General features: G+C 69.0%; 11 protein-coding genes. 3 read left to right on the forward strand and 8 right to left on the reverse strand.

Features of this window, described 5'->3' with window-relative positions:
• Positions 1–80 precede the first annotated feature (80 nt).
• The gene (locus tag D8I30_RS00865) at positions 81–1,616 is read right to left on the reverse strand and encodes an acyl-CoA synthetase (protein ID WP_121481053.1); all 1,536 of its coding nucleotides are present in this window, start codon (positions 1,614–1,616) and stop codon (positions 81–83) included.
• Between the two features lie 150 nt (positions 1,617–1,766).
• Between D8I30_RS00865 and D8I30_RS00870 the strand changes: the two genes are divergently transcribed.
• Positions 1,767–2,930, forward strand: a complete 1,164-nt coding sequence (locus tag D8I30_RS00870) for a CaiB/BaiF CoA transferase family protein (protein WP_121481054.1) — start codon at positions 1,767–1,769, stop codon at positions 2,928–2,930.
• An 86-nt stretch (positions 2,931–3,016) separates the two neighbouring features.
• Here the strand turns inward: D8I30_RS00870 and leuD are convergent, their stop codons facing one another.
• From leuD to D8I30_RS00885, 3 genes are read right to left on the reverse strand one after another with little or no spacing between them, the layout of a single operon-like run.
• On the reverse strand, positions 3,017–3,622 hold the full coding sequence (gene leuD / locus D8I30_RS00875; protein ID WP_121481055.1) for a 3-isopropylmalate dehydratase small subunit: 606 nt from the start codon (positions 3,620–3,622) through the stop codon (positions 3,017–3,019).
• A complete protein-coding gene (gene leuC / locus D8I30_RS00880) occupies positions 3,622–5,028 on the reverse strand; it encodes a 3-isopropylmalate dehydratase large subunit (protein ID WP_121483332.1) in 1,407 nt (468 codons plus the stop codon). Before leuC ends, leuD begins: the two co-directional genes overlap by 1 nt.
• Positions 5,029–5,038: 10 nt before the next feature.
• Positions 5,039–5,797, reverse strand: a complete 759-nt coding sequence (locus D8I30_RS00885; RefSeq protein ID WP_162938754.1) for an enoyl-CoA hydratase-related protein — start codon at positions 5,795–5,797, stop codon at positions 5,039–5,041.
• Between the two features lie 157 nt (positions 5,798–5,954).
• On the opposite strand from D8I30_RS00885, the gene D8I30_RS00890 reads away from it, so the two are divergent.
• Positions 5,955–7,499: a long-chain-fatty-acid--CoA ligase gene (locus D8I30_RS00890; RefSeq protein WP_121481057.1), complete on the forward strand. Its 1,545-nt coding sequence runs from the start codon at positions 5,955–5,957 to the stop codon at positions 7,497–7,499.
• 262 nt (positions 7,500–7,761) lie between these two features.
• On the opposite strand, the gene D8I30_RS00895 is transcribed toward D8I30_RS00890, so the two are convergent.
• The 4 genes from D8I30_RS00895 to D8I30_RS00910 form a co-directional block, all read right to left on the reverse strand.
• Positions 7,762–9,933 (reverse strand): 3-hydroxyacyl-CoA dehydrogenase NAD-binding domain-containing protein, encoded by a 2,172-nt coding sequence (locus tag D8I30_RS00895; protein WP_121481058.1) that lies wholly within the window; start codon positions 9,931–9,933, stop codon positions 7,762–7,764.
• 133 nt (positions 9,934–10,066) lie between these two features.
• On the reverse strand, positions 10,067–11,269 hold the full coding sequence (locus D8I30_RS00900) for an acetyl-CoA C-acetyltransferase (protein WP_121481059.1): 1,203 nt from the start codon (positions 11,267–11,269) through the stop codon (positions 10,067–10,069).
• A 21-nt stretch (positions 11,270–11,290) separates the two neighbouring features.
• On the reverse strand, positions 11,291–12,355 hold the full coding sequence (locus tag D8I30_RS00905; protein ID WP_121481060.1) for a CaiB/BaiF CoA transferase family protein: 1,065 nt from the start codon (positions 12,353–12,355) through the stop codon (positions 11,291–11,293).
• 112 nt (positions 12,356–12,467) lie between these two features.
• Positions 12,468–12,920 (reverse strand): MarR family winged helix-turn-helix transcriptional regulator, encoded by a 453-nt coding sequence (locus D8I30_RS00910; protein ID WP_162938755.1) that lies wholly within the window; start codon positions 12,918–12,920, stop codon positions 12,468–12,470.
• A gap of 130 nt (positions 12,921–13,050) precedes the next feature.
• On the opposite strand from D8I30_RS00910, the gene D8I30_RS00915 reads away from it, so the two are divergent.
• On the forward strand, positions 13,051–14,292 hold the full coding sequence (locus D8I30_RS00915; RefSeq protein ID WP_121481062.1) for an acyl-CoA dehydrogenase family protein: 1,242 nt from the start codon (positions 13,051–13,053) through the stop codon (positions 14,290–14,292).
• Positions 14,293–14,367: the final 75 nt, after the last annotated feature.

Raw genomic sequence — 14,367 nt, forward strand, 5'->3', positions numbered from 1 at the left:
CGTCACAGCAAAAACCCCCGCCGGTCGAACCGGCGGGGGTTTTCTTTTGTTCGCCGGGACGAGCGGGTTTCGCCGTCCCCTCACCCCGCCGCCTTCACGTCCTTCCAATACTCGTCGCGGATCAGTCGCTTGTAGAGCTTGCCCGTGTCGTGACGCGGCAGCTCCCGCATGAAGTCGAACTGGCGCGGAGCCTTGATCCCGGACAGCGATCGCCGCGCCCAGGCGGACAGCGCCTCGGCGAATTCAGGCGTGGCGTCGGCCCAGTCGGCGGGCTGGATCACCGCCACGACGCGCTCCCCCATCTCGGGACAGGGCGCGCCGATCACGGCGGCGTCGGCCACCTGCGGGTGTTGGATCAGCAGGTTCTCGATCTCCTGCGGGTAGATGTTCACCCCGCCCGAGATGATCATGAAGCTCTTGCGGTCGGTCAGGAACAGATAGCCGTCCTCGTCCAGCCGCCCGACATCGCCCAGGGTCGTCCAGCCGCGCGCGTCATAGGCCGTCGCCGTCTTCTCCGGGTCGTTGTGATACTCGAACGGATGGTCGCCCTGAAAATAGATGTTCCCGACCTCGCCGGGCGGCAATTCGTTCCCCTCGTCGTCGCAGATATGGACGACGCAGAAGTTGGCCTTCCCCACCGAGCCGGGCTTCCTCAGCCACTCCTCGGAGGTGATGATGGTCATGCCGTTGCCCTCGGTCCCAGCGTAGTATTCGATCAGGATCGGGCCGAACCAGTCGATCATCGCCTGCTTGACCGGAACCGGGCACGGGGCCGAGGCGTGGATGGCCAGCTTCAGGGTCGAGACGTCGTATTTGGCGCGGACCTCGTCCGGCAGTTTCAACATGCGGATGAAGTGGGTCGGCACCCACTGGCTGTGGGTCACGCCATGACGGTCTATGGCCGCAAGGGCCAGTTCGGCGTCGAACTTCTCCATCAGAACCACTGTGCCGCCCAGGTGCTGCACCGCCATGGACCAACGCAGCGGCGCGGCGTGATACAGGGGCGCCGGGCACAGATAGATGCTGGCCTCGTCCACGCCGAAGCGGGCCTTGGCCACCACCGTGGTCATGGGCATGGCGGTGACGTCGCCGTCCTTCGGCAGTTCCGGTCGGATGCCCTTCGGCCGCCCCGTGGTGCCTGAGGAATAGAGCATCTCTCCGCCCGCGACCTCGTCGGCGATGCGGCTGGCGGGCTGCGTCGCGACCTCGTCCTCCCACACGCGATAGCCCGGCACGACGCCGCCCAGCGAGAATAGCGCCAGGTCCGACAGCCCCGCCGGCAGGGCCGCCGTGTTGGGCAGGTCCGCGCCCGCGATCAGCACCTTGGCGCCGCAGTCGCGAGCGATGTAGTCGACCTCGGCGAGAGTCAGCCGCGACGACAGGGCGACGAAATAAAGCCCCGACCGCTGCGCCGCCCAGGCCAGGGCGAAATAGTCGGGCGTATTGCTCAGGCACACCGCGACCGCGTCGCCGGGCCTCAATCCCAGCGCGCGCAACAGATGAGCGGCGCGGTTGGAGGCGTCCTCCAGCTCACGAAAGGTCGTGACCGCGCCCGACTGGGCCATGATCAGGGCGGGCTTGTCGGGGGTGACGGCGGCGAAATGGCTGGGATGCATCGGCTTGCTCGAATGACGCGGGGCTCGGCCGCCCGTCGGGACGGACAGAGTTTTGTCAATTTATTTGTCAACTTCAACCCTCGACCTCGGCGTTGACTTTCGCGCCCGGCCCCGCCAGTGCTTGTAAGATAAATTGACATTTTGGAGCGCATGACCTTGACCAGCCCCTCGCTGAACGGCCCCCTGGACGGCCTCAAGGTCGTGGAGATGGGCCAGCTCATCGCCGGCCCCTTCTGCGGCCAGCTGCTGGGCGACATGGGCGCCGAGGTGGTCAAGCTCGAGGCGCCAGGCGTCGGCGATCCCATGCGCCACTGGGGCCAGGGCGAGGTTCCGACCTGGTGGCGGGTCATCGCCCGCAACAAATTCTCGGTCGCCGTGGACCTGCGCTCTGCCGAGGGCCAACAGACGGCGCGCGACCTGATCGCCCAGGCCGACATCCTGATCGAGAACTTCCGCCCCGGCACGCTCGAGAAGTGGAACCTGGCGCCCGCCGACCTGATGGCGGCCAATCCGCGTCTGATCGTGGTGCGGGTCTCCGGCTACGGCCAGACCGGCCCCTATTCCTCGCGCGCGGGCTTCGGCGGCATCGGCGAGGCGATGGGGGGCTGGCGCGCCATCGTCGGCGAGCCCGACCGGGCGCCGTCGCGCATGGGCGTCTCGATCGGCGACACCCTGGCCGCCACCTACGGCTGCATGGGGGCCCTGGCGGCGCTGCAGGCCCGCGAGCGCACCGGCCGGGGCCAGGTGGTCGACAGTTCGCTGTATGAAAGCGTGCTGCAGGTCATGGAAAGCCTGATCCCCGAATATGCGATCAACGGCCACAAGCGCACGCGCACCGGCTCGGTCCTGCCCAAGATCGCGCCGTCGAACGTCTATCCCTGCGCCGACGGCGAATATCTGATCGGGGCCAACCAGGACGCCGTCTTCGCGCGGCTGTGCACGGCCATGGGCCGCCCCGAACTGGCCAGCGACGCGCGCTACGCCACCCATCTGGCGCGCGGCGACCATCAGACGGAACTGGACGGTCTGGTCAGCGACTGGACCCGGACGCTGAAGGTGCAGGAACTGGAAAACCTGATGATCGAGCACGCCGTCCCGGCGGGCCGGGTATATGACGCCGAAGACATGATGGCCGACCCCCACTTCGCGGCGCGCGAGGCCATCATCAGCGTGCCTGATCCCGTCCTGGGCGAGGTGCCGATGCAGAACGTCTTCCCCCGGCTGTCGGACACGCCTGGAGCCGTGCGCCGCCCGGCCCCGCTGGAGGTCGGCCAGGACACGGCGGAAATCCTGTCGCGCTGGCTGGGGGCCTGATCCGCCAACACCGTCATCCCGGAAGCCCGCAGGGCTATCCGGGACCGCCGGAAACGCGGCGTCTGCGGCCGGGATGACGGCGAAGGTTAGCCCAGGTGCGGGGCGGCGTAAGCGATCCGGCTTTCGAACCGCTCGATCTCGGCCATGCGCGCCCGGGCCGCGTCGATCTCGTCCTTGCCTTCCAGCAGCTTGGTCTTGTCGCCCGGCGCGATGGCGAAGGGCCAGACGCGACCGCCCGCCCTCACCGTCTGGTCCGGCAGGGAAACGCTGAACCGCGCCGTGGCCGGGTCGCGCGCCAGCGTCATCAGCGCCAGGCATTCCGCCTCGGCCATAACCAAGGGCAGGATGCCGTTCTTCAGGCAGTTGTTGCGGAAGATGTCGGCGAAGCTTGGCGCGATGACGCAGCGGATACCGAAGTCCAGCAGCGCCCAGGGCGCGTGCTCACGGCTGGAGCCGCAGCCGAAATTGTCGAGCGCGACCAGGACGCCCGCGCGATCCCACGGCGTCTGGTTCAGCACGAAGTCCGGGCGCGGCCGGTCATCGGCGTCGAAACGCAGCGGATGCAGCAGGATGCGTCCCAGGCCGGCGCGGGTCACGCCCTTGAGGAAGCGACCGGGCGCCAGCTTGTCCGTGTCCAGGTTGGCGATGGGCAGGGGCGCCGCGACGGCGTCCAGGGTGATGAAGGGCTGCATCAGACCAGGCTCCGGACGTCGATCAGCCGCCCCGCCACGGCGGCGGCGGCGGCCATGGCGGGCGACATCAGGTGGGTGCGGCCGCCCGGCCCCTGACGGCCCTCGAAATTGCGGTTGGAGGTCGAGGCGCAGCGCTCGCCCGGCGCCAAGCGGTCAGGGTTCATGCCCAGGCACATGGAGCAGCCCGCCTCGCGCCACTCGAACCCGGCCTCGATGAAGACGCGGTCCAGCCCCTCGGCCTCGGCCCCCGCCTTGACCCGGCCCGAGCCGGGCACGACCAGGGCGCGCACACCCGCGGCCGCCCGCCGCCCCCGCGCCACGTCGGCGGCGGCGCGCAGGTCCTCCAGCCGCCCGTTGGTGCAACTGCCGATGAAGACGACGTCGATCGGCAGGCCCGCCAGGGGCTGGTCCGGCGCCAGGCCCATATAGTCCAGCATCCGTTCGACCTGGGCGCGCCGCGCCGGGTCCGCCACGGCGGCGGGATCGGGCGTGCGGCCGCCGATGGGCGTTGTAGTCTCGGGGCTGGTGCCCCAGGTGACCATGGGCTCGACGGCCGAGGCGTCGATCCGAACCACCTTGTCGTAGGTCGCGCCCGGATCGCTGGCCAAGGTCCGCCAATCGGCGACCGCCGCCGCGAAGGCCTCGCCCCGGGGCGCATGGGGACGGCCCTCCAGATAGGCGAAGGTCGTCTCGTCCGGCGCGATCAGGCCCGCGCGCGCGCCCGCCTCGATGGACATGTTGCAGACCGTCATCCGCCCTTCCATGTCCAGGGCGCGGATCGCCGGACCCGCATATTCGATGATGTGACCGGTGGCGCCGTCCGTGCCGATGCGGCCGATAACGGCCAGGATCAGGTCCTTGGCCGTGACGCCGCGGCCGAGTTCACCCTCCACCTCGACCAGCATCGACCGGACGCGTTTCTGCACCAGGGTCTGGGTCGCCAGGACGTGCTCGACCTCGGAGGTGCCGATGCCAAAGGCCAGAGCGCCGAAAGCCCCATGGGTGGCGGTGTGGCTGTCGCCGCAGACGATGGTCGTGCCCGGCAGGGTCAGCCCTTGCTCCGGCCCGACCACGTGGACGATGCCCTGGTCCGGGCTGTCCAGAGGAATCCACGGCAGGCCGAACTCAGCCGCGTTCGCCTCCAACTGCTCGATCTGCGCCCGACTTTCGGGATCGAGGATGCCCGCCCCCCGGTTCAGGGTCGGCACGTTGTGATCGGCTACGGCCAGGGTCCGGTCGGGCGCATGGACTCCGATCCCGCGCTGGCGCAGGCCCTCGAAGGCCTGGGGGCTGGTGACCTCGTGGACGAGATGGAAGTCGACGTACATCAGCATATCGCCGTCGCCGAGGTCGGCGACAAAGTGCCGGTCGTAGATCTTGTCCAGCAGGGTGCAGGGCGCGGTCATCTCAGCCTCCTCAGCGGCCAGTGAAGCGCGCGGGGCGACGGGCGATGAAGGCGGCGGCGCCTTCACGGAAATCGGCCGTGCGCCCCGCCTCCCCTTGCGCCTCGCGCTCGAGATCCAGGGCCTGAGCGAAGCCGAGATCCAGAGCCGCCCGCGCGGTGCGGCGCACGGCGGCGTAGGCCTGCGTCGGCCCGCTGGCCAGCCGCTCCAGCAGGGCCTCGGCTTCGCTGACCAGCACTTCAGGATCGACGGCCTTCCAGGCCAGGCCCCAGTCCAGCGCCTGGTCCGCCGTGATGCGCTCGCCGGTCATCATCAGGCTCATGGCCCGGTGCCAGCCCAGGGTCCGCGGCAGCAGCCAGCTGGCCCCGCCGTCCGGCGCCAGCCCCACCTGAGCGAAGGCGTAGGCCAGGAAGGCCGAGCGCGACATGACGATCATGTCGGCGGCCAGGGCGATCGACGCCCCCGCCCCGATCGCCGGGCCGTTGACCGCCGCGACCAGGGGGATCGGCAAGTCCGCCAGCTTGAGCAGCAGGGGGTTGATGTGGCTTTCCAGGATGGCCCCGGCGTCCTGGGGCAGCGGCTCCGACAGCGTGCCCCCGGCGCAGAAGGCCCGGCCCGCCCCGGTGATCATCAGGGCGCGGGCGCCCGAAGCCACGGCGGCGTCGACGGCGGCGTCCAGCGCCTCGACCATGGGTTCGGTCAGGGCGTTCATCCGCTGGGGCTGGTCGAGACGGATGATCGCGCCTTCGCCCTTGCGTTCAAAACCGATCATCGCACACCTCGCCGCGCCGCCCCGGCCGCGCAACCGACGGCCCGGACAACGAAAAACGCCTGAACATGAGTTGACAGACATGGTTCGGGACGGGATTAGATGTCAATAGATTTGACAATCTTTCCCGCCCTCCGCGGCGGCAGGAGCACCCCTTTCGATGAGAATTACGCAGGGCCTGGTGCGCGCCGTCGTCACGGCCGCGAACCGCACCGCCACCATCGATGGAGACCGTCGCCGCACCTGGCGCGAGGTCGGCGACCGCGTCGCCCGCCTGGCCGGCGGCCTGCGCGGCCAGGCCGGGTTGAAGGCCGGCGACCGGGTCGCCATCCTGGCCCACAACTGCGACCTCTATTTCGAGACCTATTTCGGCGTGCTGTGGGCCGGAGGCGTGCTGACGCCGATGAACACCCGCCTGGCCACGCCCGAGTTGGCCTTCCAACTGAAGGACGCCGGGGTCGAAACCCTGTGCTTCGGCGAGGAGTTCGCCGCCGTCGCCGAGCAGCTGCTGGCCGAGGGCGCGGTGCGGCGCCTGATCGCCATGGACGGCGCGGCAGACGAGGCGCGCCTGACCCACGAAGGCCTGATCCGGGCGTCGGAACCCGCCGAAGAACATCTGGCCGCCAATGACGATCTGGCGGGCATCTTCTACACCGGCGGCACCACGGGCCTGCCCAAGGGAGTGATGCTGAGCCACGGCAATCTGCACGCCATCGCGTCCAACCTGCTGATGACCATTCCGTTCGACGAGACGGGGGTCAATTTCCACGCCGCGCCCATGTTCCATCTGGCGGACATCGGCATCCTGTTCGCCACCATGACCGGCGCGACCCACGTCTTCCGCCGCAGCTACAACGCCGAGACCATGCTGGAGGCGATCGCCGAGCACGGGGTGACGCACTGCTTCACCGTGCCCGCCGTCATCGACCGCATGGCCAAGTACGAGCGGCTGGACCAGCTCGATCTGTCGAAGCTGCAGATGCTGGGCTACGGCGGTTCGTCCCTGCCCGCCGCCACCCTGGCCCTGGCGCGCGAGAAGTTCCCGCACGTCGACTTCATCCAGGGCTTCGGCCAGACCGAGATGGCCTCCGTCACCGTGCTGACGCCCCAGGACCACCAGTGCGCCGACGACCACCCGCGTCTGCGCTCATGCGGCAAGGTCGCGCCGGGCTTCGAGATCCGCATCGTCGACGAGGCCGGAAACGAGGTCCCGCGCGGCCAGATCGGCGAGATCGTCGGGCGCGGCGACAACGTCATGATGGGATATTGGAACCGCCCGGAAGAGACCGCCGACGTCATGCGCAACGGCTGGCTGCATACCCGCGACGCCGGGTGGATGGACGAGGACGGCTATATCTACATCACCGACCGGCTGAAGGACATGATCGTGTCCGGGGCCGAGAACATCTATTCGATCGAGGTCGAGAACGCCCTGTCCTGGCACCCGGCGATCGAGGAAAGCGCCGTGATCGGCGTGCCCGATCCGGTCTGGGGCGAGCGGGTCCACGCCCATATCGTCTGCAAGGCGGGCGTGGAGCAGCCGAGCTTCGAGGAGTTGTCCGCCTTCTGCCGCCAGCGCATCGCCGGCTACAAGACGCCCAAGAGCGTCAGCTTCAGCGAGACCCGCCTGCCGCGCAGCGCCGCCGGCAAGATCCAGAAGGGCCCGGTCCGGGAGGCCGTGCTGAGGAATCTGAATCTGGCCTGAGAAAACCCTCTCCCGATGGGAGAGGGCTTAAGCCTCCAAGAGCGTAGCGATTGGAACAGGCGAAAGGGTGAGGGTTCGCGGGGGAAGTCGGCCGAAGGCCGTGGTGCGACGGCTGACGCCGACTGATGGGACAAGCCCCTCACCCTTTCGCGCAAGGACGACGGCTACGCCGCCGTGCGCTCAAGCCCTCTCCCGCCGGAGAGGGAAAAAGGGCGGGACGCTTGCGCCCCGCCTTTCCTTGTTCACGTATCCGCCAAGGCGATCAGGCCGCCAGCGGCTTCGGCGCCGGATAGAAGCGCTCGCCCTTCTCGGCCATGGTCTTCAGCAGGGCCGGCGGCGCGAACCGCTCGCCGTACTGCGCGGCCAGGGCCTCGCAGGCGGCGGTGAACTCGGCGACGCCGGTGCTGTCGATCAGGCTGATCGGGCCGCCGGTCCAGGGCGCGAAGCCCCAGCCCAGGATGGCGCCGACATCGGCGTCGCGGGCGGCGGTGACGACGTTCTCGTCCATGCAGCGCGCGGCTTCGACGGCCTGGCGGTATAGCAGACGCTGCTTCAGGTGCTCGATCAGCTCCGGCGACGACTGGCTGATCTTGACCGGATGCATTTCGGCCAGACCGGCCCACAGGCGCTTGGGCTCGCCCTGCGGATAGTCATAGACGCCCTTGCCGTTCTTGCGGCCCCAACGCTCCTGGCCGATCATGTCGATCAGGAATTTGTCGGTGTCGCCCGCCACAGGCGCCGGCAGGTTGAGGTCGATGCGACGCTGGCCCGCCACGCGGTCCACCAGATCGATGGCCACGTCGTCCAGCAGCTCCAGTGGGCCGCGCGGCATGCCGGTCATGCGGCCGACGTTGTCGATGATGGCGGGGGCGATGCCCTCGATCAGCATCTCCAGACCTTCGCGGATGTAGGTGTCGAACACCCGGCTGGTGAAGAAGCCCCGGCTGTCGTTGACGACGATCGGCACCTTCTTCAGCTGCTTGCAGTAGTCCAGCGCCTTGGCCAGCGTCTCCTGCGAGGTGGCCTTGCCGACGATGATCTCCACCAACTCCATCCGGTCAACCGGCGAGAAGAAGTGGATGCCGATGAAGTTGGCCGGACGCTCGGCCGCTTCCGACAGGCCGGTGATCGGGAGGGTCGAGGTGTTGGAGGCGAAGACGGCGTCCGGGCCGATCTGGGCCTCGGCGCGCTTGGTCACATCGGCCTTCAGGGCGCGGTCCTCGAACACGGCCTCGACCACCAGGTCGGCGCCCTTGATGGCGTCATAGTCGGTGGTGGCGGTGATGCGGCCGACCAGGTCGTCGGCGGCCTGCTGGCTCATCGCGCCCTTGGCCACGGCCTTGGCGACCAGACCTTCCGAATAGGCCTTGCCCTTGTCGGCGCCGGCCTGGGCCACGTCGATCAGGACGGTGTCGATGCCGACCCGCGCCTGGGCGTAGGCGATGCCCGCCCCCATCATGCCAGCGCCCAGGACGGCGGCCTTCTTGACGGCATAGGTCGGCACGCCCGCCGGGCGGGCGCCGCCCTTGGCCAGGGCCTGCTTCGACAGGAAGAGCGAGCGGATCATGGCCCGCGCCTGGGGCGACTGCTGGGTGTCCAGGAACAGCCGCGCCTCGACGCGAAGCGCCGCGTCCATCGGCAGGTTGAAGCCCTCATAGACGCAGCGGGCGATGTTCTTCTGGGCCGGATAGTTGCCGTAGGTCTTCGACATGATCCGGGGCGGAACCATCATGAAGACAGGCGAACCGGCTTCCGAATAGGGGCCGTCCTTCATGACATAGCCCTTGCGGTCCCATGGCTGGACGCCCTCGCCGCCGGCCAGAATCCAGGCCTTGGCGGCGGCCAGGGCCTGACCCGGCTCGACCACTTCGTCGATGATGCCGATGGCCTTGGCCTTTTCAGCGTCGACCGGCGCGCCGGTCAGCATCAAGTCGAGCGCGGCCTGAACGCCCGCCAGACGCGGCACGCGCTGGGTGCCGCCGGCGCCCGGCAGCAGGCCGATGGTGACTTCCGGCAGGCCGACGCGGGCCTTGGTCGAGGCGACGCGATAGTGGGCCGCGAGCGCGAACTCGAAGCCGCCGCCCAGGGCGACGCCCTCGATGGCGGCGACCACCGGCTTGCCGACGGTTTCCAGGGCGCGCAGGGCCCAGGTCATGCGCGAGGTGGCGGGCAGAGCCGCTTCGCGCGCCGCGCCCGAGGCCTGCCCGCCGGCCGTCTCGCCCAGTTCGCCCAGGTCGGCGCCGGCGCAGAAGCCGTTCGCCTTGCCCGAGGCGAGGATGGCGCCCTTGATCGAGTCGTCGTCGCGGATCTTGGCGACGATGGCGTCGATGTCGGCCACGGCGCTGTCGGTGAAGGTGTTCATCGTGCGACCCGGCACGTCGAACAGGAAGGTGGCGATGCCGTCGGCGTCCACCGAAACGGTGAAGTTGTTCATTTGGGTTCAGTCCCTTTTCTTCGTCATCCCGGCCGTCGCAAAACGACAGAGCCGGGACCGCCGGAAACGCCGGCGCTTGCCGTGGTCCCGGATAGGCGCTGCGCGCCTTCCGGGATGACGGCGTGGGGTTGGATCAGACGCGCTCGATGATGGTGGCGGTGCCCATGCCGGCGCCGACGCAGAGGGTGGCCAGGCCGGTCGACTTGCCGGTGCGTTCCAGCTCGTCCAGCAGCGTGCCCAGGATCATGCCGCCCGTGGCGCCGAGCGGGTGGCCCATGGCGATGGCGCCGCCGTTCACGTTCATCTTGTCGTGCGGCACGTTCAGCTGCTGCATGAAATACATGACCACCGAGGCGAAGGCCTCGTTCAGCTCGAACAGGTCGATGTCGTCGATGCTCATGCTGGCGCGGGCCAGGGCCTTCTGCGTCACGGCCACCGGCCCGGTCAGCATGATGGTCGGCTCCGAACCGATCGAGGCCGTGCCGACGATGCGGGCGCGGGGCTTCAGGCCCATCTTCTCGCCCATCTCCTTCGTGCCGACCAGCAGGCCGGAGGCCCCGTCGACAATGCCCGAGCTGTTGCCCGCGTGGTGGACGTGGTTGACCGCTTCGATCTCGGGGTAGCGCTGGCGCATGATGGAATCGAAGCCCGCCGCGCCGAGCCCGGCGAAGGAGGCCTTCAGCGCGCTCAGGCTCTCGACCGTGGTGTCGGGGCGTATGAACTCGTCGTGCGCCAGCACCGTCACGCCGCAATGCTTGACCGGGACGATGGAGTTCTTGAAGCGGGTGTCGGCCCAGGCGGCGGCGGCGCGCTTCTGGCTCTCGGCGGCGTAGGCGTCCACGTCGGTGCGGCTGAAGCCCGACAGGGTGGCGATGGCGTCGGCGCCGATGCCCTGGGGCGCGAAATAGGTGGTGAAGGCCACGTCGGCGTCAGTCGACCAGGCGCCGCCGTCCGACCCCATCTTGACCCGGCTCATGCTCTCGACGCCGCCGCCGATGGCCGCGTCGGCCTCGCCGAAGACGACCTTGGCCGCCGCGGTGTTCACCGCTTCCAGGCCCGAGGCGCAGAAGCGGTTCATCTGCACGCCGGCCACCGTCTGGGCCAGGCCGGCGTTGATGGCGGCGACGCGGGCGATGTTGGCGCCCTGTTCGGCGATGGGCGCGACGCAGCCCAGGATCACGTCGTCGATCAGCGAGGTGTCGAGGTTGTTGCGATCACGCAGGGCCTGAAGCACCTGGGTCGCCAGGGAGATGGCGGTCACTTCGTGCAGGCTGCCCTTGGCGTTGCCCCGGCCGCGCGGCGTGCGCACGGCGTCGTAGATGTAGGCTTGTCTCACGGTCGTTTCCTCGTGCAGGGATCAGGCGTCGCCAGGCGCGCGCGGTTGCGGCGCAGGCGTCAGGGAGAAGCGGGGGGCCGGGGCCGGCTGCACCACGCCGTTCAGGGTGATGAAGGCCTCGCGGACCTTGTTGTGCGGATGCTCGGGCGCCTCGGCAAAGGACAGGACCGGCGCGAAGCAGGCGTCCGTCCCCTCCATCAGTTCACGCCATTCGGCGCGGGTCTTGCGACGGAAGACGGCCGTCAGACGCTCGCGGCGCGCCTCGACGCCGTCCGGCGCGTTCTGGTCCTCGAACAGGGGATCGCCCGACAGGCCCACAGCCTGCAGCATCCGCGCGTAGAAGGGCGGCTCGATCGAGCCGATGGCGATGAACTCGCCATCGGCGGTCTCATAGGTGTCGTAATAGGGCGCGCCGGTGTCCAGGTAGTTGGCGCCCCGCTCGTCGCTCCAGATTCCCTGGCCGCGAAAGCCCCAGATCATCCCCATCAGCAGGGAAGCGCCATCGGTCATGGCGCAGTCGATGACCTGGCCCTTGCCGGTCGCGCGGGCCGAGAGGATGCCCGCCAGCATGCCGAAGGCCAGCATCATCCCGCCGCCGCCGAAGTCCCCCACCATGTTGATCGGCGGGGTCGGCTTCTCACCCTTGCGGCCGAAAGCGTTCAGGGCGCCGGTGATGGCGATGTAGTTGATGTCGTGGCCGGCGGCGTGGGCCAGCGGCCCTTCCTGGCCCCAGCCGGTCATCCGGCCGTAAACGAGGCGCGGATTGTCGGCCAGCAGCGCCTCGGGCCCCAGGCCCAACCGCTCCATGACCCCAGGACGATAGCCCTCGATCAGGCCGTCGGCGTCGCGGATCAGGGCGCGGGCGGCCGCCCTGCCCTCCTCCGACTTCAGGTCCAGTTCGACCCGCGACCGCGACCGCGCCAGCACGTCCGAGGGATCGATGCGGACGCCGGGACGGGCGATGCGGATCACCTCCGCCCCGTGGTCGGCCAGCATCATGCCGGCGAAGGGGCCGGGCCCGATGCCCTCCATCTCGATGATCTTCAGCCCGGCCAAGGCGCCGCCGGAAACGATGCCTGCGCTCATCGGCGCAGGCTTCCGCAGATGTGGTCCGTCATGACCCGTCCTCCCGCTGATCCCCTCTGCGGGGCTTCACACGGTGATCGGACGGGCGACCAATCTTGTCAAGAAATTTGACTTAAGCGATTTCCATTCTTCGCTCGGACAGGGTCTCCGAACCGCCTAGGAAATTGCGCAGCCCCTGGCGCAGGGCCTCCAGATTCTCGCCCCCCACGGCCTCTTCCAGCTCGCTTTCCAGTTCCCGCAACACCTTCTGGGCGTCGTCGCGAATGGCCTGGGACTCGGGGGCGAAACGGACGATGCGGGCGCGCTTGTCATCCGGGTCGGGGGCCAGCTCCAGCAGCTTGCGATCGACCATCTCGGTCAGGAACTGGCTCATGGCCTGGCGCGAGACGCCCAGGTTCTCGGCCATGCGGGCGGCACGGGTCTCACCGTTGGCGACGTTGACCAGGATCAGCGACTGCGACCGGCCCAGCCGCCCCCAACCGCGCGTGTCGAGACGCGACTGCAGCTGTTCGTCGAACCAGTAGAGGGTCCGCACCAGGTCGAGCATGAGCAGGGGGCGATTCATCGCGCCAGTGTCGCCGCCCGCCGCGCGCCGGGAAAGCCCCAAAACACCGTCATGTCGATTTTTAGTCAACTTACTTGACATTCATATTCTTCCGAAGCGAACCTGACCGTCCCAAGAGGGAGGATTCAACATGACGGGCGAAAAGCTCGCGGACCGACGCATTCCTGTCGGAGACGATTTTCTGGCCCCCGAGGCCGTGGCGGCCCTGACCCCGGCCGACTTGGTCGCCCGGGTCACGGCGCTGAAGCCCATGATCGCCGCCGCCTCCGCCGAGGCCGAACGCCTGCGCCGCCCGGTGGACGAGGTGTGGAGCGCCCTGCGCGCCACCGGCTATTTCTACATCTATGTGCCGCGCAAGTTCGGCGGGCTGGAGTTCGATCCCCAGACCTATATCGACGCCACCCTGGCCATCTGCGAGGCCTGCCCCTCGACCGGCTGGACGGCCAGTTTCGCGGCCGAGCACAACTGGCTGATCGCCCAGTATCCCGAACAGACCCAGGCCGAGGTCTGGGGCCGCACCCCCTATGTCATCGCCCCCAGCGTAGCCGCCCCTCCGGGCAAGGCGGTGCGCATGGACGGCGGCTTCCGTCTCAGCGGCCGCTGGAAGTTCGGCACCGTCGTCATGCACGCCGACTGGGCCATGCTCAACGCCATGGAGGACATGGGCGAGGGCAAGCCGCCGGTCGTGCGCATGATGCTGGTCCGCGCCGAGGACGTGAAGGTGCTGGACACCTGGTTCATGAGCGGCATGGCCGCCACCGGCTCCAACGACATCCTCGCCGAGGACCTGTTCGTGCCCGAGGCCTATACGTTCGAGGTCGGGCCGGTGCGCACCGGACGCGGCAACGGCGGCAAGGTGCATGACAATCCCCTCTATGCGGCGCCCATGCTGCCGCAGCTGTGCGTCACGGCGGCCCTGCCCTCGGTCGGCGCGGCCAAGGCGGCGGTCGAGCTGGCGCGCAAGCGGCTGACGGTCCACACCAAGATGGGCGGGCAGTCGACCCAGGTGGACAAGCCCGCCGCCCAGATGCGCCTGGCCCGCGCCGACCTGATGGTGCGCTCGGCCGAACTGTCGATCCGCCAGGCGGCGGACGAGAACCTGACGCTCTCGGCCCTGAGCGACGAGGAGCAGTTGCCCCATCGCCTGCGTCTGCGCGCCCAGATCGCCTATGCCGTCAGCCAATGCCTGGAGGCCGTTCGGACCTGCTGCGAGGCGTCCGGCTCGGGCATCTACGCCATGGACAATCCGATGCAGCGCATCCTGCGCGACATCGAGGTCATGGCCAGCCACATCGTCTATGACATGGACGTGTCCACCGAGCTTCACGGCCGATCGATGGTCGGCCTGGCGCCGAACTCCCTGCTGACCTAGGCAGGCTCAGAAGATCCCTTACTCGGGGGCCGCTTGCGGCCCCCCTTTTTTTGCCCCTCTCCCGACGGGCAGAGG

Source organism: Brevundimonas naejangsanensis (genome assembly GCF_003627995.1).
Taxonomy (GTDB): domain Bacteria; phylum Pseudomonadota; class Alphaproteobacteria; order Caulobacterales; family Caulobacteraceae; genus Brevundimonas; species Brevundimonas naejangsanensis_B.

Excerpts from the sequence above, each read along its gene's own strand:
- D8I30_RS00910 (WP_162938755.1), bottom strand. The coding sequence starts at position 12,920 with ATGAATCGCCCCCTGCTCATGCTCGACCTGGTGCGGACCCTCTACTGG.
- D8I30_RS00890 (WP_121481057.1), top strand. The coding sequence starts at position 5,955 with ATGAGAATTACGCAGGGCCTGGTGCGCGCCGTCGTCACGGCCGCGAAC.
- D8I30_RS00905 (WP_121481060.1), bottom strand. The coding sequence starts at position 12,355 with ATGAGCGCAGGCATCGTTTCCGGCGGCGCCTTGGCCGGGCTGAAGATC.
- leuD (WP_121481055.1), bottom strand. The coding sequence starts at position 3,622 with ATGCAGCCCTTCATCACCCTGGACGCCGTCGCGGCGCCCCTGCCCATC.
- D8I30_RS00870 (WP_121481054.1), top strand. The coding sequence starts at position 1,767 with ATGACCTTGACCAGCCCCTCGCTGAACGGCCCCCTGGACGGCCTCAAG.
- D8I30_RS00895 (WP_121481058.1), bottom strand. The coding sequence starts at position 9,933 with ATGAACAACTTCACCGTTTCGGTGGACGCCGACGGCATCGCCACCTTC.
- D8I30_RS00915 (WP_121481062.1), top strand. The coding sequence starts at position 13,051 with ATGACGGGCGAAAAGCTCGCGGACCGACGCATTCCTGTCGGAGACGAT.
- D8I30_RS00865 (WP_121481053.1), bottom strand. The coding sequence starts at position 1,616 with ATGCATCCCAGCCATTTCGCCGCCGTCACCCCCGACAAGCCCGCCCTG.
- D8I30_RS00885 (WP_162938754.1), bottom strand. The coding sequence starts at position 5,797 with ATGATCGGTTTTGAACGCAAGGGCGAAGGCGCGATCATCCGTCTCGAC.
- leuC (WP_121483332.1), bottom strand. The coding sequence starts at position 5,028 with ATGACCGCGCCCTGCACCCTGCTGGACAAGATCTACGACCGGCACTTT.